Here is a 20,854-nt window from a genome sequence, read left to right as displayed (position 1 = left end):
GTGATTCAGATAAAACCTGAATCTCCCATGAAAACTAGGATTGCGGGGACAACGGACTCCTTCTAAGCAGCCTTGCGGCAAGGATAATCGACACCGCCATAATCAGCATGGCAACGAGTATCGGTGACCACGCGCTGCTCCCTGCGCCAAGAATTCGCTCAGCGGCCATGCTGCTTAAACGGCCCGGGCTCCATAGAACGCGGGAGGGCAGCAAACCGTATAAGAGCGAAAGTACGCCGGCAACTGCCAAGCTGATGAAGGCCGCAGCCGGCCCGCGAAGGACGGCACCGAGCGGCAGCACAAGCGTTACGATCCAGGCCAGCCATACAGCATATAAGCCCCCTCCGCTGGTAACTGCTCCCCATTCCAAAGGACCGATGAGCTGATACGTGTAATAGGCAGCACCGCCAAGTCCAATCGCAAAAGAAACGACCAGCAACGTCATCAAGGCTGCCCATTTGGCAGACATCATGGGAATCGTGGATACCGAGCGGGCGAGAACAAGCTCAGCCGTGCCGGTGGCTCGCTCCCCTGCTACCGTGTTCATTCCCGCCAGCACAAGCACCAGCAGGCCGATGGTGCTGAATTGGCTCAAGGTTGATGCCATAACATTCTCGGCGGACGGGACGGTAAATAATGCCGCCGCTTCCGGGGGCAATTCCCCGGCCATGGTAAGGATATCCGGCAAATAATAGGTGGATACCGGCTGCATAATGCCAAGAAGCAGGAAGACTGCAGGAACCCAAATCCATTTATAGGTCCGGCTTGCCTCGAGCATTTCTTTTTGATAATAAATCCAGAACGACTTCATGAGCCCACCACCTTCATAAACATATCCTCAAGCGAAGACGTGCCTGCTTCAAAACGAAGCAGCTCGATTTCGCCATCGGCAAGCTCCTTGATTAAAGCAGCCCGCGCAACATCCATATCCGTCACCATCAGCTTGGCGCCGCGTTTGCCGAGTTCGATCTCATGCACATAAGGACGGTTCGCAAGACTGTCGAGCCAAGCAACCTCCCGCTCCCCCGGTTCAACCTCAATCGATAGAACCGGTTGGCGATATTTCGTGCGAAGTTCGCTAAGCGCGCCTTTCTCCGCAATTTCCCCGTCTACCATCAGTACCATGTCATCGCAGATTTCCTCCGCATCGTGAAGCACATGGGTTGAGAACAGAACGGTGACTTCCCCGCGCAAGCGATTGAGCAGGTCCATCACCTCACGGCGACCGATCGGATCAAGCGCCGATACCGGCTCGTCCAACATGATCAGCTCAGGCTTATGCACAAGCGCCTGAGCAATGCCAAGCCGCTGCTTCATTCCGCCGGAGTAACCGGATATTCGGCGTTTGGCCGCCTGCTGAAGGCCAACCATTTCGATGACTTCCCGACTTCGCTTATTAGCCTCTCGTCCGGATAATCCCGACAGCTTAGCGCTGAAAGACAAGTACTCCATGCCCGACATCCAGCTGTAAAACTTCGGGTACTGAGGCAAGTAACCGATCCGGTGACGCCAGCCGTTCGTTTGCGTAGCGGCTGATCCATATCGGATCTCCCCCCGGGTTGGAGGTATTAATCCAGCCAGCATCCGCAGTGTAGTCGTTTTGCCGGCACCATTAGGACCAAGCAGGGCAGTACAGCTTCCTCGCTGCAATTCAAATGAAATGCCCTTAACCGGCGTGATGCTGCCTATGCTTTTGGTCAATTCATGAATGCTTAAAAGTTTTTCCGTCAAGCTTCTCGCCTCCCCGCAACGAAATAAGCAACGCTGCCAAGAAGGTTACCCAGCAGTATAATCAATACCCACATCCATCTCGGTCCACGTATGCTTGCTGGCTCTGCCCGAAACAAAGATATCAGACCCGTTACCGCGAGAATGGCTTGCAGTGCAAGAATGGGCCAAATCAATCCCCAGTTAATTTCCATAATAATCCTCCATGTTCCATATATAATGAATAAACTTAAGACTTGCGGTCATCTTTGTGGATGACGAATATCCAGTAAAAGAGCAGCGGCATTGGCATTGTCGTAGATCCCCATATCCCCCAGAACCAAGCCATCTTGCCAAGCCCCCGCTTCCTCGCATCCAAGAAAAGCCATGTCCCTTGAATCAGAACAAGCACAACGGCAAGGATGATCACTCCCAGCGGGCTCTCGTTAACTTCATTCATCAGATCCCCTTCTTTCCGGCTGATCTCAGACTCTTGGAAAATACAAGAACGGAAATCCCGGCAACCATGCCGAACCCGTGAATAAACAGCAGGATCTTCGGCGCAGCCAAGGCAGCCATCAATCCGCCACCAACGATAAAGAGTGAAATCAGAAGAAAGAGCAGCAATTCGTATTTCATCCGTCGCCGCTTCCGCTCCAAGGTATGAACGGCCAGCGTATGCAATCCTTCCAGGGATGGGGATGGCGCATCCTCAAACAATTGATCCACCCGCTCCAGTTCTTTGGTAAATCCTTCAATCCATATTTCGTCCTCATGCTCAGGTCCTTTGACCATCGTCACCCATCTCCTTTCGCAGCTGTTTGATACCGTAGGCTGTTCGTGATTTCACCGTTCCTTCGGGAATACCGAGCATCGTTCCGATTTCATCATAGCTATAGCCGTAATAATGCTTAAGCAGGATGGCAATCCGGTGATCCTCAGATAAGCGGGATAATCCATTCAGCATATCCGTCCAATCTTCTCCCCGCCGCTCCATCTGCCAGCGCATCCGCCTTGCCGACTGAACCGCCTCCTGCTCCAGCCATTTCTTCTCCCGTTTCTTTCGCCGGGTGCTGTCGATGAACAACCGGGTAGCAATGGTAATCATCCAGGAGGAGAAGGACGAAGTCCCGTTGTAACGGGTCATATTCTCCATGCATCGAACAATGGTATCCTGCGCAGTATCCTCTGCAACCATCGGGTCCATCGTCACTTTTAGCAAATATTTATAAAGAAAGGAATAATGCTGCTTGAACAGCAGCGCCATAGCCGCTGCATCTCCTAATTTCGCTTGTTGTATCAAGCCCTCTTCATCAGGGATCATGAAAAAATCATCACCTTCTTTCGCATTCCAACCGTAATACGATTAACAACAGCCAATCGTTCAAATGGATTTTTATATTTATCCTGTACCGAATGGTATCATTTATTAAAACCTATCATGACGGTAAGAAATTCATCGATACCTGTAAAAAACTCAAAAAAAAGCAGCCGACTAAAAATCGGCTGCCCTCTCCAATAGAAAGAATACATTTAGTTCATGATGAGGGTGTCATGTTCGCATGTCGATCTATTGATTAAATCGTATAACCTGCAGCCGATGATGCCATGGCTGCTGCGCGATCCCTTCATCCTTCACCAGCCTGTCCCAGACAACTGAGGATATTTCCGTCTGAATCTGCCGATGGAACTCCGGTTGTCGATCAATCGCTTCGCTTCTTGTAACACTCCCGTTCAACAGCGATAGATGATCTTTCCTCACTGGCGCTTCCCCCTAATCACGTCCATGCCAAAAAAACTCCCTGTAAAATAAAAGAACGCAAACCGGGATGAATTCCACAGTCTGCGTGCTTCGCAAGGGTAACAATTAATTAACAGTATTGTATCAATGTTGTCCAGGTTTGTCCAGACAAAGTTTCCCGATTTATGTCGGAAGCTATCTTATCGGCTAGAAGGAACGTAAGGATTCCGCTGCTTTTCATAACCGATGGTTGTTCGAGGACCATGGCCGGAATATACAACGACCTCATCCGGGAAGGTATACAGCGTATTTTGAATGGAATCAATCAAATCACGTTCACGGCCTCCAGGAAGGTCCGTTCGCCCAACCCCGAGACGGAACAGCACATCGCCGGAAAACAGATCATTTCCACACTTGAAGCTCACACTTCCCGGGGAATGTCCCGGTGTATGAAAGACGCTGAAGGTATGTCCGATGAGCTGCAGCTCAAGTCCATCCGCCAAATCGTACTCAGCCGGCTCGGTGGACAGCGGTTCCGTTACCTGCGGCCACATCATCGAGCCGTTAAGCTTCGGATTGGACAGCCATTCACTCTCCAGGGTGTTCAGGTAAACAGGACAGCCCTTCAGCTTGCGAATCTCCTCAACGCCCCCCATGTGGTCGAAATGCGCATGGGTCAGCAGGATCGCCTCAATCTCCAAATCGGCGATTCGCTTCAGCAGCGGTCCCGGGTTCATGCCAGGATCGATAATGACCGCTTTGCCTTCAACAGGCCCTGTCAGTAAATACGCATTCGTCTGTAGCGGTCCTAAATTAAAGGTTTCAATATGAAGTGTCATGATTAGAACCCTGACATAAGTTCACGCAATTCCTTAATGATGGCAGCGTGGAACTCATACCCTTCCCCGTAGGCTTGAATAATGCTTTGTCGTGTGACGGCAAGGTTGTCCTGATAGTCCGATGCTTCACGATCCGGATTGTTCTGTTTAAACTCAATCATAAACTTCTGAACATGGGCCGGACGCGGTCCCCATGTACCGAGGACATGTCCTCCGGTATCCGATATGATAACAACCGGAATGGAACGGGCGCCCATGGTCAGGAACTGATCCATGACGTCCAGATTCTCTTCCATAATCAGCACTTCCGTCTCAATCCCCGCAGTCTCCATCGCACGAAAAACGACAGGGATATTGCGTGCAACATCACCGCACCAGTCCGCTGCCAGAATGAGGACCCGCAGGTCATCCCGGAAATTCAGGCTTTCAAAGAATTCTTTATCCTCTTCATTCTCCCAAACAAACTGTTCATATCCTGCCTTGAACGTCTCCTGGTTCTTCTGCATGCCGTCCATAAATTGCTGTGGAGATATGCCTGTCCCCAAATGATTTGCCATATTCATACTCATTCGTTATTTCGACCTCGCCTTCGATGATTTTATCCATTTTATCAAAAAATAAAGAATCATGACGGCCAATGCCCCCAGCAGAATTTCCTGCACGTACGGCCCTGCCTTCTCGTCAATATGCTCCCATTGATCGCCCAGAAGCAATCCGAGGTATAAGAATAATGCCGTCCATGGAATTACGGCTAGGGTGGTCAGCAGCGTAAACCTTCCCACAGGCATCTTGGATATGCCTGCCGGTATGGAAATCGCATGCCGTACCACCGGTACAAAGCGTGCCGTAAATATAACGCCGGTACCATACTTGCCGAACCATTCTTCAGCGTAATCGATATGCTTCTTCTTAATCAATATGTACTTCCCGTACTTTTCCAAGAAAGGCCTGCCTCCGTAACGGCCGATCCAATAAATAAACAACTGTGCGAGCACGCCGCCAACGGTACCAAAGAGCATGGCTCCGAGAAAATGAACCTCACCCAGAGACACCAGATAACCGCCATAGGCAAGTACGATCTCGCTTGGGATGACCTCTACCATTAATCCGAGCATGATTCCGAAATAACCCAGCTGCTGGATCCATTCAAACAACCGGCCTACAGCCTCGTAAAAGAATTCCACGCTTGTTCCCCGCTTTCCTACTGCGTTGATTTCTAATACTAGCCTATTCTAACACAGCCCGGGACATGCCTTCTACTGCGCCCAATTATAGGCGGCACAGTGACTTTCGCCCGTTTCGGGACATATGGTGAAGCAAAGGAGTGAGTTACGCATGCATTCTCCCCATGCCAAACAACCGGGCAGCAAGCCCCCCTCCCCGCGCGGTATACGGCGGGCCTGCAGCAAAGAATTATACCGCACGACCAAACGTCTTAAGCTCTACCTTCCTCCGGAATCCCTGAAGCAGGGCGAAGAATTGTATTACCGGAAGGTAATCGGCAATTTGATCTGGATCCACGAAAACTACAGCAATAAGAAGCTTTTGTGCGACTGGTGGGAAAAGGAAGTCTGCGGCGAACTCGCCGAGCTATGGGAGGTTCCGGAACGTCAGTTGGCCTCGGCCTTCCGGGATGCCTTCGGCGGATAACACTGCCCTTCCTTGTACCGTGATCTGATGTGAAATAGACAACACGTAAAAACTTTCGATGGTATAGGCAGCAATCAATCGACAGCTCGGTGCCCCCTATCGTGCGTATGGACAACAAACCGTGGCATCTCGTCAAAGCATGGACTCCGTACCTCATGGAGCAACTATCCTGAACGGGCAGGCACGCGATTAGCCGCTATAGATTGCGACACACGATTCACGTTAGCGGCGGGCGGGGATATCTGCCTGTTCAGGCTGCCTTGCCGCATGCTTTCGTATTCCCCTATTCAGCGTTTTTTCCAATCGGGGGGTCTGCCGTACCGCAAGCATAGACAGATCGAATTGCCGGTCATTCCGATGATGATCCATCCCACGAGGATTTGCCGCAAGGGAACGATAGCGCTTCAAGATATTCAACCCGGTCCGGGCCGCTTCAACCGATCTGACGGATTCTCCTGTCGTCCGGTGCCAATCTGCGAGGGAAGCCAGCTTCAGCACGGCTCGGGTTTGTTTGACATCATTGAACCGATCCCGATTGATGGCCGCTAGATACCAAGCTGCCGCCTCTTCCGATTCGCCTCGGAGCGAGTAAGCCTCTGCCAGCTTCCAGCTCAGCTCCGGGTGATTCGGTGCATACACCAAACTTCGCTTCAGCAGCGGGATTCGCTGGCTTGGGGGAAGCCAATCCGCCAGGCTCAATACTGCCTCCGTGTTGGCGGGGTTCCACTTTAACGAGGATTGGAGGAGCGCTACTTGCGCTCCGGGCGGTTCCGAAGCGGCCCTTCGCTCTTTGACCTCGCTGATGCCCAGCGCAGCAGCGAGAAGAACCCAGCCCGCGAGCAGAATGATCGCCGTAACCCGGAGCAGTGACAGCGACTGTAACGGCGGATATTTCCGCTTCCCTTCATAAACAGCTAACAGCTTCTTCCCTATTTTGAACCGTTTGCGTCTTTGAGCTGCATTAGGTCCATTTTGCACTTCCCGACCAGAAGGAGTTGTAGCGAAGCCCATTACCGTAAGCCACAACAGCAGCACCCATACCAGCCCAAAGCTCCAGTCAAAATCCACAGCCGCATGCCCGATCAGTACCAGGGCAGCGGGCATGAGCCGGGAGCTCACAGCAATAAGCCTCGCCACCATAAAGCTAACCAGAACAAGGACAAGCAGCAGCCCGATCACTCCCGTATTCAGCAGGATATCCATATATCCGCTGTGCACCTCGGCACCCACGTAGGGCTGGGACTGAATGGCAAGGTAGGACTGCCGCCACGTCTCCCCTCCCCGTCCCAGCCACAGCGACGACCGGGCCAGCTGCCACGCGTCGCTGTATAGGAGGCGGCGCGCGCTCAGCGTTGCCGCGCCGCCAAGGGTCCGATCCTGCACCTGATGCAGGATCAACGCTCCGGCTGCGGCAGCCAGCAGCGCCGCAGCTCCCAGAGCCCCTGGCGCGGCATACCGCCGCCGCGGGCCCCCGCTGTGCCGCCAGCGGCACAGCAGCAGGCCGGCGAGGACGCCGCCGGCCCAAAGCCCGGCCAGCCACAGCAGGCCGGGCAGCACGGCAGGAGCCAGCTTGGCTTCAGCCAGCTGGCGGTACAGCAGCGCCGCGCTCGCCAATGGCGCGGCGGCAGCCACCAGGAGCGGCGCGAAGGCACGCCGCTCCTTAGCGAAGCCGGCCGCGCACGCGAGTGCGGCCGCGAGCCAGGCGCCGCGCGACTCCGTCAGGAGCAGCGCGGCAGTGTAGGGCAGCAGCGGCAGCAGGGCAGCCGCTGCACGCAGCGTGCCCGTCCGGGTCCGCAGGACGGGCGGCAGCGCGAACAGCCGCTCCAGCAGGAAGGCGGCCATCACGGCCCCGAACGTGTTCGGGTACTGAAGCAGGCCGCCAAGCCTCGCGCCGGTTGCGCTGATGTCCGCATCCGCCGTATGATAGATCCCATACGGCAGCTCCAAAAGCCCATATACGGCAAGCAATGCGCTGCCGCACAGCACAGCGCCCAACAGATGCCAGCCTATTTGCATCAAACGTAAACCGTCATCTGTACGGCATATCCGCCAGGCGACGGCTGCAAAGGAACCGTAGCTTCCCCACAGGATAATCTCCTTGATCGTGCCTTCCAGAGTGAGGGAGCGCCCTATTCCCATCCCTATCCCTATCCCATGAAGCACATAAATGAGAATGATTCCGCAGATGCAACCAAGAAGCACCCGTAATCCTCTATCCGCTGGAGCCGCGCCCGGCAGTACACCAACGCCATGTATCTTCCGGCCTTGGACGGCACCATGCCATTTGGCTCCCGTCATAAGCAGCAAAAGCATCCCGAAACCTGCTCCGCCCCCATAGACATCCCCATCAAAAAACATCCCGCTCCGGATACCTGCCACAAAGACAAGTGCAATCAGCAGCATCCCGCAATTACGATGCAGGGTCTTCCATGCCATGAACCAACGCCCCCGTTCCAATGCATAGCCATATATCCTCGGCTGTTCCTTACACGGCATTCGTCCTCCGTAGCCAAACCATCTAATAGCCATTGTGGACAAGGACATACCTCGTTATTCTTGATGCGGCGTTGGCGATCGGCGGCAATCTCTCTAGTGCGCAATAAGGCGGCTTGTCTCTAGGGCAAACTTCGAATACCGACATAAATAAACGTCTCTCGACGAACATTATCAGATGATTGTCTTGCGATATCCGGAAGGCCCAGCTTCATAGTTTATACATTCTGTTAACTAAAAAAGCGATGAAAGTGCGCGCTCGCACTTTCATCGCCAATCCGGTTCAACGCGATTCCGTTTACGTATCCGGCAGCAAGTCCTTGCACGCCCGTTCAAGATATGGCGAGGCGCTTAAGAAATCGCGGAACGCGGTGTATTCCTGCCACAGCTTATCCCGATCTCCCGCAGAACCGCTAACCGCCCGGATCAATATATTCTTCGGCGTATGTTCCATATCAATAAACTCCAGCAGCTGCGTCTTGTAACCCATCAGATCGAGGAGCTTGGCTCGAATGGCGTCCGTGGCAAGGGCCGAGAAGCGTTCCTTCAATATACCGTGGGACAGCAGCGGCTCCATAACAGGGCTTTGGACTTGGGAGAACAGCTCATGCTGGCAGCAAGGCACCGACAGAATGACTGAAGCCCCCCAACGGACCGCTTTTTCCAGCGCAGCGTCTGTTGCCATATCGCATGCATGCAGCGTGACCACCATATCCACCTGCTCCAGTTCGTCATATTCCGCAATGTCCCCGACAAGAAACTGCAATTGGGTGTAGTCCAGTTTTTTCGCCAGCATACTGCAGTGTTCGATGACATCCGCCTTGAGATCCAAACCGACAATATTCAGCTTTCTGCGCGCGGTTACCGCCAAATAGTGATATAAAGCGAAGGTCAGATAGGATTTGCCGCAGCCAAAATCAACGATCGTCAGTGGACGGTCCTCCGGCAGGTGGGGAAGCACATCCTCAACCATCTCCAGGAACCGGTTGATCTGTTTGAACTTATCGTATCGGCGGGCAAATACTTTGCCCTCTTCACTCATGATGCCGAGTTCCACCAGAAACGGAACAGGTTCTCCCTCTTCAAGGATATACGTTTTTTTTCGGTTATGGGACAAATCTGTCATCTTCTTGGAGGCGGATTTGGTCAGAATCGAAACCTTGTATTTCTTCGAGATCAGAACCTGATAGTCCGCTTCCGGCGTATACATCATCGCTTGCCGGAATACATTCTCGAACATGTCAACCAGCACTGCCTCCGCCTCATCGGCCGGTACGTTCTGATGGGTGACTTTGGTTCCGGAATAATAGGCAAACTGATAGTGCAGCTTGTTCTTGAGCTCTACGGGCTTAACCGTTACTTTGCTGTAGGTCATGCCTTCCCGCTTGCGGAGCTGGCTTAGCGTAGCCGTGATCAATGATCCTTCTTCCATGATGTTGTGAATCAATTTTCTTAATGCATCCAAAAGGTACATCTCGCTTTCTTTATGTGATAGACAGGTTAATCCCGCTTAGGTCAACGACTTGTCGCCGTTCACCGCTTCATGCGGAAAACGACGCTTAAGCTCATCCATTCCTTCGTGGACTTCCTCCAGCGGAAGCCCGCCCTTCGCCAAATCCTCAGGCAGCTTCAGCTGCAATCTTTGATAGAACTGCACAGCTTCGCCATATTCCATCTTGCCATTATCCAGCAGTTGGTAGAGGGTGTTCTCCGCTTCTGCGTACATCCCCTGCTGCTCCGTATACGCATAGTAATCCCGCATCGCTGTTTCTGGCAATGCATACGACCTTAAACGTTCTCTCACCATACCGATCCGTTCCGTCAACCCGATCAGCTTCAAATCCGCTCCTTGCAGGGCCGACTTCAAATATAGCTGAAAGACCTTGGTATAGAGCATAACGGCTTCTTCTTCACGCTCCAGCTCAAGCAGCAGGGACGCTTCCTCTTCCATTAGCCTGGCGGCGCTTTGCAGCTTGTCCGCTTCCAAATAACCGTGACTGCGAAATAGCTGCTCAATATCGGCAGCGGACAATGAGCGAAGCAGCTCTGAATTCAGCCGGAACTGCCGTTTGAAGAGCTCATCCAGCTCCCATAGCGCTTCTGTGTGCTTACGCTCCTGCTTAAGCGAAAACACCTTGGCAATCATCTGTGTCATATCCTCAATTAGCCGCACGAGATAATCCCTGCGAAACATACGCGCACCCCCAACCTGCATCCATGTCAGATGCAGCGTATTCCTGATCTTCATCTTTACTATACTGCGTTCAGCCAAGAAACCAAGAAGGAATGCCGGGGCAGCCTTTAGCTAATCATCCTTTACAAGGGAGAAATTTGCCGGGTCAAACCCAAGCCGGATCACGATTAAATTGTAGGCTATCCGGGGCCAGAATTCCAGTTCCCGACCTCCCCCTCCCATTCTCGCTCCACTTCGGCCGGCCAAACATACGAGGTATGGCACGTCTGGGCACAAAATAAATAAACGGATATCCCGCTAGGGGGTATCCGTTCATTATAAACTATTGAAAGATTCTCATGCGTTATTCATTCGTAAGCCGTCCCATGAAAGAAGTGATGACTTCGCCGAGCTTCTCCGGCGTCTCCATCATACTCATATGTCCTGCGCCCTCGATTACATATTGGGTCACGTTGTCATGGTCTGTCGTAAAGGTACGCTCTGCCGGAATCAACCCGTCCTTCTCCCCTGCTACCAGCAGGATAGGCAGCGTGGACGCCGAGAGCACATCGCGTCGGTCGGGACGCTCACGCATCGCCAGCGCCGCTCCGATTGCTCCCTGAGGTGGCGTAAGATAGCCTATCTCCTTCGCCCGCTGAATACATTCCGGCTTGTTATCCTTCGTATCCGGAGCGAATAAGCCGGGCACCAATCCGTCAACAAAAGCCGTAATGCCCTCCCCTTGGATGGTGCTGACCGCCTGCACGCGCTTCTCCTTCGCTTCGTCCGAATCCGGGTAGCCTGTGGAATGAATCAGACCGAAGGCGTTCAAACGAGAAGCGTAACGCTGGGCAAAGGAAAGCGTGATATATCCTCCAAGGGAATGACCGAGTAATGCTGCCTTCGGAATGTCGAGCTCATCCATCAATAGCAGCACATCGTCTGCCATCTGTTCAATGGTATACGATCCCATCGGTGCATCAGACCGCCCGTGACCACGGAGATCCGGTACAATGACTCTGAAGCCTTGAAGAAATGGCAGTACCTGTTCCCAGTAGGCGGAGCTTCCGCAGAAACCGTGAAGCAGAATGATCGGCTCACCTTGTCCCTGATCAACATAACAAATCGTGCTGCCGTTGCATTGTACTTTTTCCATAGCGATACCCTTCTTTCTATTCAGCGGATGCCATGTGATAGACACCCATTATTTTATAAAGAATGATCTATTATTAAACAAAAACAACCCCGGCTGAAACGCCATGTCTTACGGCCTAAGGCCAAAGGCAATAGCGGCTTGCTTCGCTATTTGCTCCGCCATCCCCATGACTTGGTATAGGGACGTCACTTGGAGAGTCCAATACGGCTTCGGTCCATGGACGTTCACAACCGCTGCCACGCTATAATCCCCCACCGCCGGAAGCCTCCCGCCGACGGACTCGGCAGGCGTCAGTGGACCCTCGCATGTAAAGAAATATCCGACTGACGAGGATTGTCCCAGGCATGCATCAATGGCAATAATCGACTTATCCTCAGGTATGCCTTGAAGTCTTGCCTCAAGATTAAAAGCGTCACACGGTTCGGGCAGCGTCCCGATCACATGCGGGAAACCGTATTCCGAGAGCCGGCTCCCTGTTAGCGGTCCGAGTGCATCTCCTGTGGAACGGTCAGTGCCAATACATAAAAATACGATGCTATCCAGCGCATGCCGCTGCGAGATCGTCCGAAAAAAATCCGTCAGTTCATGCCCCGACACTTTAGCTTTTACAGCCTGTACGCCTGGCGTCTTGCCGGCTTGTTCGCTCATGACGGACCTCCTCCTTGATTACATCGCTTGAAACCTTGCTTTTTTACAGCCTAAAAACCTTTTTTTCCTGATTTTAACCTATCTCTGTCTCCGATGGCAAAAACATTGGTCGAGCCGCACGGTAACATGGTACAATACAGGGATGAAAATCGTAAATCCGCCTATGAGAGGATGGTGTTAATCCATGGATTTGAGTGAAAAATCACAAGCTAATGTCGAGTATATGATTGAACAGATTAAAACCAAGCTTCGGATGGCTACAGGTGCTGCCATGCAAGCCTCCGCCTTCTCGGTTAACCAATATGATGATATTTATGATTTGTACGATATGGTCATGAATAAGCAAAACCTGAGTATATCGGAAGTGGAAGCTGTTGTATCGGAGCTCGGGCAGCTGCGCGGGAACCAGTAGATCATCACTGCCCGAAAATTTTTGATAAGATCTAAAAAGAAGAGCCCTTTTATAGCAAAGCCCCCGGAACGTCGCTGATCCATGCGAAGTTCCGGGGGCTTTGTTGTCCTTCTCTACGGCATATCGATCATCACCATTTCCGAGATCCCCTCACTTGAGTTCCCTCGAAATGTCAGCTCGTGACGCCGCTGTATCCTGGCCGCGTCACCCGCAGTAATATTAAACATGCCGTCTTCCGACGATATTTCGACTTGACCGCTAATGACGTACAAGTGCATTCTCCGATTTTCGGCCAAGCTGTACGTCAGTTCTTGTCCAGTCTCCAGTATGGTACTGTACATCACAACATCCAGCGATTGGGGCAAGCTTGATTCACCATGGTCCGACCCGATGATCGGAAGCATCTGGTTCAACCGCTGTTCCTTTGTAAAATCGCTTTGATGGTGACTGGTCTCAAGGTCTGGCTCCGCAGGTAGAAACCACATTTCCAGATAGCGTACGTCCTCGGAAGACGAGGCATTCTTCTCTGCATGGTACACGCCGGAGCCTGTATTCACGACATGAATCGAACCGGGAGTCAGCTCCATTTCTTTCCCTGTATCATCTTCATACGTTAACGTGCCTTCCAGCACCAAATGGACAATGATCAAATCATGATGAAACCTTCGATCAAAACCCTCCATCGGTTTAAGCACATATTCATTATGTGCCAGCAAGCTTCCAAAATGCTCGTTATGCGGATCTGTATAATCACCAAAAGAAAAGCTGAATTCACTATGAATACCGTCTTTATGGGTAGTATGTCTTTCCGCTGCCGTCATGATCTTAATCATGGCCGGTCACCTCCGCCTTTTTTACTATTCAATACCCCGGCGGTTTCCGGTCTAATCAGTCATGCTTAAGCACGGTTCAGCATAAAGGCGGTTTCCACCCTGCCTACTTTCAGGCCCTCATCGTTGCATAAATCCTTGGGATACGCGGCTTTCAAGCGATTGATGGTTGTTTTGTTGTTATACCCGATTTGCTCCAATATGGACTCCGCTACCCAGCCCCATTCTTCTTCTGATCCATCTGCAATTTTGAACGAAATACCGAGCCGCTCCTTCTTCAGACCCAAGCAGTACACACCTTTAAAGCCTCCTTTGGCCACAATATTATCGTCTTCCAGGAGAAGGGTGTCCACCTTGTGATTTCCTGCCACCATATAGGGAGATGCGTGCATGGCCTCCGCGATTCGGATGACCGCCCTTTTTGTTGGCTCATCCTCGATAAGGTCCGGGGATGCAAGCTTCATATAGGCTGTAGCCAAAGCGCGAAGCGGCATGGCGAATACCGGCAGGCCGCAACCGTCCGTTCCCAATCGGATATCAGAGGGAGCCAGTCCCGACAAATAGGAGACCGTCTGAAGGATCTCCTGCTGCAGTGGATGTTCCGGCTGATCGTATCCGAGCAGCGGGTACCCTTTCATCTGACAATAGGCCAACATGCCATAATGCTTGCCGGAACAATTATGGAACCATTTGCTCTTGTCTCTCTGCTCTCGCAGAAGAGTCTCCTTATTTTCCTCATCCAGCGGCCAGCTCGACGCGCAAACCATATAAGCTTCACTAATATTGACCTTCCGGGCAAAGCCTTCCAATACTTCTATGTGAGCCGGCTCCGCCCGATGCGAAGCCGTCATGATCGCGATTTCCTTATCCGTCAGCCCATAATGGTCAGCAAGCCCGCCACGGATGGAGGGGATTGCCTGCATTGGCTTGGCCGAAGAACGCGTAAATGCCACATATTCCGGATCTCCCGCGTATGCCAGTACGCTTCCTTGTTCATTAACAATACATATATGTCCATTGTGGACGCACTCCAATATGTCCGCCCGATATTCCTTCACTAATACAGTGTCCATGTTAAATAACTCCTTCTATAACCGTCTGTGACCGTATTCCTGCCTTAAAAACCTGTGTAAATGTGGTACCTATAATCTTCGATAATTCGAGGATTGTTGCAAATCTGTATTCAGTATAGTACAAAAATCTGCAAATAACAGCAGGCGATCATTCCGTAGGGGACGGACACTTCATTTTATCTCCCGTTTAACGTTGTCCTGTTTCACGATGTGGCCTTAGGTTTAATTACGAGATAAGCAAGCCCACTCGAAAAACATTGCTCTTTAAAAAGGAGGCGATCGTATGTGGGGAATCATCATCAGCATCGTAATGGCAATCATCATCGGGATAATCGGAGATGCGCTGGTTGGTCATGAAATGCCGGGCGGAATTATCGGATCCATGATCGCTGGTTTCGTAGGCGCATGGATCGGACCATGGCTCTTCGGAGCATGGGGGCCTGTCATCGGCGGATTTGCCATTGTGCCCGCTATCATCGGTACAGCTATCTTCGTATTCTTGCTCGGTCTTGCTGCCAAGCTATTTAGACGTACAGCCTGATTCTCGTGTCTATATTCTTTTTATATTAACTAAAAGGAGTGAAAGTTATGAATCACACAGAACAAGAACATCCAGTACAAAGCGGTTCTACATTCTTCAAAGGTGCTTTCATCGGTGCCCTGGTCGGAGCGGCGGCAGCTCTGTTGTTCGCTCCAAAGCCGGGCCGCGAACTGCGCGGGGATTTATCTGAGAAACTGAGCATGGTAACGGATAAAACGAAGGAAGTTGCTTATACCGTAGGCGATAAAGCTTCTGAGCTTGCGAAAACCGTGGGCACCAAAGCTTCCGATGTGATGGCCACCGTGAATGAAGGCCGCCAAAGCATTATGTCCAGCGTCAAGGAAGCATCGGCCGACGTGTCCAGCGAGGTTTCAAATGCTTCCAAAGACGTAAAGGATAAAGCGATGGACACCTCTTCCGATGTCAGCCGTGAAATGAAATCGACAACGAATGTTTAATTCGTGAGGTCACGAATAGCCAGCTGACACAGCTGGCTATTTTTGTGCCAGATCGTGACAGTCAGCTTGTAAGCATCATATGGATTGATAAGTGAAATGAACCGGCGTTTCTGCCTGGAAAGCGGGGTAATCTTATGAGTAAAGCGAACCCATATCATAGCGGCTCCAGCTTCTCGACCCGGAGCGGCGATCGTTCGACACGACGCAATGAGCCACGAATGGAATCCGAAACAAGCGAGGAAAGGCGCTCCCGGGAGGCGGATGATATCCAGGAGCATCCCTTTGAACTGCGGCACGAGGTGAAGAAACTGAACACGCGTCTGGACAAAATCGCCACCACCCTGGAGAAGTCCGAAATGAAGGACATGATCGATCATTACATGAATCCCAAGAAACGCATCATTGCCAACCTTACTGCCGGCCTAGCGCGGGGGTTGGGCTTAACCCTTGGCACGGCTCTCGTACTGGGTCTTCTGGGTTACATTCTCAGCTTCTTTGTCAACGTACCGATGATTGGGGATTTCATCTCCGATTTGCAAGGATATATTGATCAATCTAGATCCTAGTATGTCTTTAATACATGAAAACGCCCGGTGCCTATAGAGGTCACCGGGCGTTGTGATCATTCTCGCTGCCATTCATGCATATCCTTCGTGCCTCAAAGGTTTTTGTTGTTGGACTTAACTTGAAGCAGGTCTCCCGTCCATCCCTTCGCACGCATCCAAAGATACATGCCTCCGGTCCACAGCAAAGTGAGGCCGATGACTACCGTAAATCCCCAGAACGTTTTAATGGCGGGCAAATTTTCAAAGTTCATCCCCCATATGGCTCCGACCACGGTTGCGGGTGTGAGCACAACCGTAAAAATCGTCAGTGTCTTCATAATTTCATTGCCGCGGAACGCGGAGATTGCATCGTCTATCGATACCAGCGTATCGATTTCGCGCTCATAATGATGAATCAGCTTCTCCATTCTTTCCACTCGATGCAGGAGCTGTTGAAACGAGCGACTGCTATCCAGCTCGCCATGATACCCTTCCTTTGCTGCAGCGATCAGTTCCTGAAAAGGAATGAACAGATTGCTCCACTCCAACAGCTCAAACCGGGACGTCAGAATACTGTCCATTAAGGACTTCCGGTTGCGCGTACGCATATCGCTTTCGACAAGACGCAGGTTATGCTCGAATTGATCCATTCCCGCATGGTAATAATGCAAAATGGCCCGAGCCAGCACAAACATGCCGTCGACGGGCTTCTGGCATTGATGAAGCATGGAAGCTCTTTCGGACTTAGCCATTACGCTTCGGGTATGGTCATCCAAATTGATGGTGATCAGCACTTGGTCGTCCGTATAGAAATAGAACTGTTCCGACTTGTAATGATCGGCATCGTCCGTAACCTTATAAAGCATGGTTCCCATAATGACCGGCTCCACCCCATCCTTGAATCGGACGGATAAGTAGTTACGTTCCTTTAACGTTGAAGCCTGATCAAACCATTCGGCTGTATAAGGATAGCGCGTCCGAAGTTCACCGATCCAGGAGGATTGCCAGTTATCCGTTCGAACATCGTACCACTTCCATCCCCCCGCAAAAGTATAAATATCCTGACCTTCCATCCTATCCGGCCCCAACATGTTTTACTGCCACTCCCTTCTGTAAATACAAAATCGCAAGGTTCCAAAAAGGCACGCTTTCCTGTAATGGAGGAAGCGTGCCTTATGTTGCTATACGTCTGTTACTGTTACTACGAGGCTTGTCCATATCAGTAAGAAGAATTGGACATGATCTGCTTCAGTTTTTCCGTTGCCCGCTTCTGGATACGCGAGACACTCATTTGTGACACGCCTAACCTCTGAGCGATAGCTCTCTGGGACTGTCCCTCCTGAAATGCCAACAATAGCACCTTCTGCTCTTGCTCCTTCAACTGGCTCATCGCCTGCTGAAGATCCATGCGCTTCTCAACGGAATCAAAATCATTCACATCCGAACTGATTAGCTCTCCAAGCGTCGCTCCGGTTTCTTCTTGGGATAAAGGGGAATCCAATGATACATAATGATAGCATTCACGTCCGGCCAACACCTCAACCGTTTCCTCAACGGAAAGATCTAGGTAGGATGCGATCTCATTCACATCGGGAGATCTCTCCAGCTTCACCATTAGTTCATCAATAGCTTGCTGAACCAAGGCACCCTTTTCCTTGATTCGTCTTGGTACTTGAATGTACCATGATTTATCGCGGAGAAAGTTTTTCATATGACCGATCATGCTTTTCATGGCATAGGGCTCAAACGGAATCCCCAGGCTGATGTCATATTGCTGCAGAAGACGAATTAATGCCATTTGGCCAACCTGATACAAATCCTCGTACAGGTCGGGCCGATTCCGGGCAATCTTGCCTGCTGCCATTTTGACCATCGGTTCATATTTCTTAATCAGCACCGTTGCGATATCGTTATCCTTCGTTTGCTGATACTGTTCAATTAAATGAACGGCTTCATCTCTGGACTCTTGGGGAGTCGCCTTATCACTCATACGGGCTCCTCGCTTCTTGCGAGACGCTTCGTCAGCGTAACCTCGGTTCCCTTTCCAGCCTGGTTTGTCACGCTTACCTCATCCATAAGCGCCTCCATCAGGTAGAAGCCTAGTCCTCCGATTTGGACCTCGCTTAGATCTTTATCATGAAGCGTACGGTTGCCAACCGCTCCCATACTGTCGAAACTCTCCCCTTCGTCTCTGACCGTAATGGATAGCGACTCGCCGGTCACTTGAAATAAAACCTCCACCATTCCGCCTTCCTGACTATAAGCATACAAGACCGAGTTATTACAGGCCTCCGACACCGCAACCTTCATATCTTCAATCTCTTCATAGGAAAAGCCCATCTTGGAAGCTATTCCATACAGATTCAGTCTTACAATATCCACGTATTCAGCACTGGCAGGCAAATTAAGCGTTACTCTTTGAACATCTGAATTCATTCTTTTCGATCCTTTCCTATTGGGAATTCTTCTTACGACTGAAAGAACTTCGCAATACCCGTCATATCGAACAGCTTTTGAATTTGCGGCGGAACTTCCTCGACTGCAAAGCGTGCTTCCATGCCATGTCTGGCTTTCAGTATCGACAGAAGAATACCAATCCCCGTACTATCAATATATGTCATGTCCTTCATGTTGACGATCAAGTCTACTTCGGAATTGCCGACAAGAGGCTCCATCACTAATCGAAAATCAGGAGCGACGGACAGATCAAGTTCACCGCTTAGAAATACCGTGCATACGCCCTCGTTCATCTGGGTCTTAGCATTGAACTTATCATTCGTTTTTGTATTCATAGACACTCTCTCCCAATCATTTGTTTTCCCTTTACATAACCCGTTATCTCGCTTGTTGAAACAGGTTGAAGAGGGTTTTGGACACGCTAAAATATGGAAATTGGTTTCTGTGCTACCCATTGATGATGCGAACAGGGCTTGCGGGCATATCCCATCCTTCCGGTTCTACAGGTACATACCGGGATATCATGTGCTTCACACAGCTGAATTTGACCGGCTTGCTGATATATTCATTCATGCCCGCGTCAAAGCAGCGCTTCTGAATCCCGTCCATCACATTCGCCGTCATCGCAACCAGAACGGGAGCCTCAGCTTCCGGCTTCATCTGGCGGATCAGACGCGCGGCCTCAAGACCATCCATTACCGGCATCTGCAAATCCATGAAGATCATGTCGTAGACTTTAGGACCTGCAACCATCTCAACCGCCTGCCTGCCGTCCTCCGCCATATCCGCTTTCATCCCCATCTTTTCCAGCATACTGTCCATCAGCTTTCGATTAATCGGATGATCGTCCACAACCAGGATATTCGGTTGCCTCTCCCCATGAACACGATATTTTGCCGAACGCTCCTCTTCACGGAGTCGATGATACTCTTCCTCATGCGTATGAACGCACATCGTAAACACGAAAGTGGCCCCTTTGCCTTCCTTGGACTCCACCGCGATCTCCCCGCCCATCATCTGCACGAGCGATTTACAGATCGCAAGCCCAAGTCCTGTTCCACCGTATCGCCTTGTCATTGAGGAGTCCAACTGAGAGAACGGCTTGAACAAACGATTGATTTTTTCGGATGAGATGCCAATCCCCGTATCCTTCACGGTGAATTCAAGGGTTAATTGATCTTCTTCAGCTTGGGCAAGCGAAACAACCAAATACACTCCACCCTCATTCGTAAACTTCACGGCATTGGATACCAGATTCACCAATACTTGTCGAAGGCGTCCCATATCACCGAATACGATCGCAGGAATTTGATCCTCAATGTAATACGTGAGCTCCAGACTCTTCTTGGAGGCTTCTCCGGAGAACAAACCAAACACTTCCTGAACGCAGGACTTGAGATCAAACGGATATTCCTCCAGCTCCATCTTGCCTGATTCCATCTTGGAGAAATCCAGAATGTCATTAATGATGTTAACCAAGGCATCCGCACTGTTTCGGATAATGGCTGCATATTCCCGCTGCTCATCCTGAAGATCGCTGTCCATCAGCAAATCAATCATTCCGATAACGCCATTCATCGGCGTACGGATCTCATGACTCATCATCGCCAGAAATTCCGTTTTGGCTTTGGCGGCAATCTCCGCTTCTTCCTTGGCCAGCACAAGCTCTTGATTAATTTTCTCAAGCTCCTGAGTCTTCTGATGCAATTGCATGGACTGAATCTTCAGCCTGTTATTAGTCCGGTACATATCGACAAAACCCTCGATCTTGGATTTCAAGATTTGAGGGATAAAGGGTTTAACCATATAGTCGATTGCCCCTGCGGAGTATCCTGCAAAAAGATGCTCCGCGTCCTTGCTGTTCGCGGAAATGAATATAATCGGAATATCCTTTGTCTTGTCTCTCGCCTTGATCAGCCTTGCTGTTTCGATACCGTCCATGCCGGGCATTTGTACATCAAGAACAATCACGGCAAAATCATACTTCAAGAGATACCGTAAAGCCTCTTCCCCCGAAGTAGCTTTAATTAGCGTGTATTGTTCGCTGTCCAGAACAGCTTCGAGCGCAAGTAAGTTTTCAGGGCGGTCATCTACCAACAGAATATGAATCGGTTCGTGAAACCCCATGAGA

The 20,854-nt window shown here is 50.9% G+C and carries 27 protein-coding genes; 5 read left to right on the top strand and 22 right to left on the bottom strand.

All coding sequences use genetic code 11. The features are described from left to right. Positions 1-34: 34 nt before the first annotated feature. From ACQKPA_RS28695 to ACQKPA_RS28650, 10 genes are all read right to left on the bottom strand, one after another. Positions 35-811, bottom strand: a complete 777-nt coding sequence (locus ACQKPA_RS28695) for an ABC transporter permease subunit (RefSeq protein WP_427495804.1) — start codon at positions 809-811, stop codon at positions 35-37. Next, entirely contained in the window at positions 808-1,731 is a 924-nt protein-coding gene (locus ACQKPA_RS28690) for an ATP-binding cassette domain-containing protein (RefSeq protein WP_427495803.1), read from the bottom strand. The genes ACQKPA_RS28695 and ACQKPA_RS28690 overlap by 4 nt, the downstream gene beginning before the upstream one ends. Next, a complete protein-coding gene (locus ACQKPA_RS28685) occupies positions 1,728-1,922 on the bottom strand; it encodes a PLDc N-terminal domain-containing protein (RefSeq protein ID WP_100541514.1) in 195 nt (64 codons plus the stop codon). The genes ACQKPA_RS28690 and ACQKPA_RS28685 overlap by 4 nt, the downstream gene beginning before the upstream one ends. A gap of 35 nt (positions 1,923-1,957) precedes the next feature. Beyond that, the gene (locus tag ACQKPA_RS28680) at positions 1,958-2,167 is read right to left on the bottom strand and encodes a hypothetical protein (RefSeq protein WP_071219592.1); all 210 of its coding nucleotides are present in this window, start codon (positions 2,165-2,167) and stop codon (positions 1,958-1,960) included. After that, positions 2,167-2,502, bottom strand: coding sequence for a YxlC family protein (locus tag ACQKPA_RS28675; RefSeq protein ID WP_427495802.1), 336 nt, complete (start codon positions 2,500-2,502; stop codon positions 2,167-2,169). The genes ACQKPA_RS28680 and ACQKPA_RS28675 overlap by 1 nt, the downstream gene beginning before the upstream one ends. Further along, a complete protein-coding gene (sigY, locus tag ACQKPA_RS28670; RefSeq protein WP_427495800.1) occupies positions 2,486-3,031 on the bottom strand; it encodes an RNA polymerase sigma factor SigY in 546 nt (181 codons plus the stop codon). The genes ACQKPA_RS28675 and sigY overlap by 17 nt, the downstream gene beginning before the upstream one ends. A 246-nt stretch (positions 3,032-3,277) precedes the next feature. Continuing rightward, complete coding sequence (locus ACQKPA_RS28665) at positions 3,278-3,469, bottom strand: hypothetical protein (protein WP_071219595.1); 192 nt, start codon at positions 3,467-3,469, stop codon at positions 3,278-3,280. A gap of 179 nt (positions 3,470-3,648) precedes the next feature. Further along, positions 3,649-4,287: an MBL fold metallo-hydrolase gene (locus ACQKPA_RS28660; protein ID WP_427495799.1), complete on the bottom strand. Its 639-nt coding sequence runs from the start codon at positions 4,285-4,287 to the stop codon at positions 3,649-3,651. Positions 4,288-4,289: 2 nt separating this feature from the next. Then, on the bottom strand, positions 4,290-4,856 hold the full coding sequence (locus ACQKPA_RS28655; RefSeq protein ID WP_220683887.1) for a thioredoxin family protein: 567 nt from the start codon (positions 4,854-4,856) through the stop codon (positions 4,290-4,292). A 3-nt stretch (positions 4,857-4,859) separates the two neighbouring features. Next, positions 4,860-5,471, bottom strand: coding sequence for a DedA family protein (locus tag ACQKPA_RS28650; RefSeq protein WP_427495798.1), 612 nt, complete (start codon positions 5,469-5,471; stop codon positions 4,860-4,862). A gap of 151 nt (positions 5,472-5,622) precedes the next feature. Here ACQKPA_RS28650 and ACQKPA_RS28645 point away from each other — a divergent pair, with 151 nt between their 5' ends. Beyond that, complete coding sequence (locus ACQKPA_RS28645; RefSeq protein WP_071219599.1) at positions 5,623-5,937, top strand: hypothetical protein; 315 nt, start codon at positions 5,623-5,625, stop codon at positions 5,935-5,937. A 222-nt stretch (positions 5,938-6,159) separates the two neighbouring features. On the opposite strand, the gene ACQKPA_RS28640 is transcribed toward ACQKPA_RS28645, so the two are convergent. From ACQKPA_RS28640 to yyaC, 5 genes are all read right to left on the bottom strand, one after another. Then, positions 6,160-8,373 carry an O-antigen ligase family protein gene (locus tag ACQKPA_RS28640; protein WP_427495796.1) on the bottom strand — a complete coding sequence of 738 codons (2,214 nt, stop codon included), beginning with the start codon at positions 8,371-8,373 and terminating at the stop codon, positions 6,160-6,162. Between the two features lie 355 nt (positions 8,374-8,728). After that, entirely contained in the window at positions 8,729-9,904 is a 1,176-nt protein-coding gene (locus ACQKPA_RS28635; RefSeq protein ID WP_427495795.1) for a class I SAM-dependent methyltransferase, read from the bottom strand. Positions 9,905-9,940: 36 nt separating this feature from the next. After that, complete coding sequence (locus tag ACQKPA_RS28630; protein WP_253300801.1) at positions 9,941-10,678, bottom strand: DUF6483 family protein; 738 nt, start codon at positions 10,676-10,678, stop codon at positions 9,941-9,943. A gap of 289 nt (positions 10,679-10,967) precedes the next feature. Further along, positions 10,968-11,759 carry an alpha/beta fold hydrolase gene (locus tag ACQKPA_RS28625; protein WP_194544581.1) on the bottom strand — a complete coding sequence of 264 codons (792 nt, stop codon included), beginning with the start codon at positions 11,757-11,759 and terminating at the stop codon, positions 10,968-10,970. A gap of 108 nt (positions 11,760-11,867) precedes the next feature. Next, positions 11,868-12,407, bottom strand: coding sequence for a spore protease YyaC (yyaC, locus tag ACQKPA_RS28620; protein WP_427495794.1), 540 nt, complete (start codon positions 12,405-12,407; stop codon positions 11,868-11,870). A gap of 184 nt (positions 12,408-12,591) precedes the next feature. Here yyaC and ACQKPA_RS28615 point away from each other — a divergent pair, with 184 nt between their 5' ends. After that, the gene (locus ACQKPA_RS28615; protein WP_015737472.1) at positions 12,592-12,819 is read left to right on the top strand and encodes a DUF1128 domain-containing protein; all 228 of its coding nucleotides are present in this window, start codon (positions 12,592-12,594) and stop codon (positions 12,817-12,819) included. 113 nt (positions 12,820-12,932) lie between these two features. On the opposite strand, the gene ACQKPA_RS28610 is transcribed toward ACQKPA_RS28615, so the two are convergent. Together ACQKPA_RS28610 and ACQKPA_RS28605 are read right to left on the bottom strand one after the other, a co-directional pair. Then, positions 12,933-13,652 carry a pirin family protein gene (locus ACQKPA_RS28610; RefSeq protein ID WP_427495792.1) on the bottom strand — a complete coding sequence of 240 codons (720 nt, stop codon included), beginning with the start codon at positions 13,650-13,652 and terminating at the stop codon, positions 12,933-12,935. A gap of 65 nt (positions 13,653-13,717) precedes the next feature. Continuing rightward, the gene (locus tag ACQKPA_RS28605; RefSeq protein ID WP_427495791.1) at positions 13,718-14,722 is read right to left on the bottom strand and encodes an asparaginase; all 1,005 of its coding nucleotides are present in this window, start codon (positions 14,720-14,722) and stop codon (positions 13,718-13,720) included. Positions 14,723-15,005: 283 nt separating this feature from the next. Here ACQKPA_RS28605 and ACQKPA_RS28600 point away from each other — a divergent pair, with 283 nt between their 5' ends. The 3 genes from ACQKPA_RS28600 (at position 15,006) to ACQKPA_RS28590 (ending at position 16,287) form a co-directional block, all read left to right on the top strand. Next, on the top strand, positions 15,006-15,263 hold the full coding sequence (locus tag ACQKPA_RS28600) for a GlsB/YeaQ/YmgE family stress response membrane protein (protein WP_216534037.1): 258 nt from the start codon (positions 15,006-15,008) through the stop codon (positions 15,261-15,263). Between the two features lie 47 nt (positions 15,264-15,310). Further along, complete coding sequence (locus ACQKPA_RS28595) at positions 15,311-15,721, top strand: YtxH domain-containing protein (protein ID WP_216534039.1); 411 nt, start codon at positions 15,311-15,313, stop codon at positions 15,719-15,721. A 134-nt stretch (positions 15,722-15,855) separates the two neighbouring features. Continuing rightward, on the top strand, positions 15,856-16,287 hold the full coding sequence (locus ACQKPA_RS28590) for a DUF5665 domain-containing protein (RefSeq protein WP_427495790.1): 432 nt from the start codon (positions 15,856-15,858) through the stop codon (positions 16,285-16,287). A 92-nt stretch (positions 16,288-16,379) separates the two neighbouring features. Here ACQKPA_RS28590 and ACQKPA_RS28585 read toward each other — a convergent pair whose 3' ends face one another. From ACQKPA_RS28585 to ACQKPA_RS28565, 5 genes are all read right to left on the bottom strand, one after another. After that, a complete protein-coding gene (locus ACQKPA_RS28585) occupies positions 16,380-17,357 on the bottom strand; it encodes a magnesium transporter CorA family protein (protein ID WP_427495789.1) in 978 nt (325 codons plus the stop codon). 128 nt (positions 17,358-17,485) lie between these two features. Further along, complete coding sequence (locus ACQKPA_RS28580; protein WP_009594120.1) at positions 17,486-18,256, bottom strand: sigma-70 family RNA polymerase sigma factor; 771 nt, start codon at positions 18,254-18,256, stop codon at positions 17,486-17,488. Continuing rightward, the gene (gene rsbW / locus ACQKPA_RS28575) at positions 18,253-18,702 is read right to left on the bottom strand and encodes an anti-sigma B factor RsbW (protein ID WP_427495788.1); all 450 of its coding nucleotides are present in this window, start codon (positions 18,700-18,702) and stop codon (positions 18,253-18,255) included. Before rsbW ends, ACQKPA_RS28580 begins: the two co-directional genes overlap by 4 nt. A gap of 32 nt (positions 18,703-18,734) precedes the next feature. Then, complete coding sequence (locus ACQKPA_RS28570; protein WP_009594079.1) at positions 18,735-19,058, bottom strand: STAS domain-containing protein; 324 nt, start codon at positions 19,056-19,058, stop codon at positions 18,735-18,737. Between the two features lie 112 nt (positions 19,059-19,170). After that, the gene (locus ACQKPA_RS28565) at positions 19,171-20,850 is read right to left on the bottom strand and encodes a response regulator (RefSeq protein WP_427495786.1); all 1,680 of its coding nucleotides are present in this window, start codon (positions 20,848-20,850) and stop codon (positions 19,171-19,173) included. Positions 20,851-20,854: the final 4 nt, after the last annotated feature.

The sequence above is a fragment of the Paenibacillus sp. NPDC093718 genome, from assembly GCF_050279985.1.
Classification (GTDB): domain Bacteria; phylum Bacillota; class Bacilli; order Paenibacillales; family Paenibacillaceae; genus Paenibacillus_AQ.
This window is presented reverse-complemented; position numbering and strand designations above follow the sequence as displayed.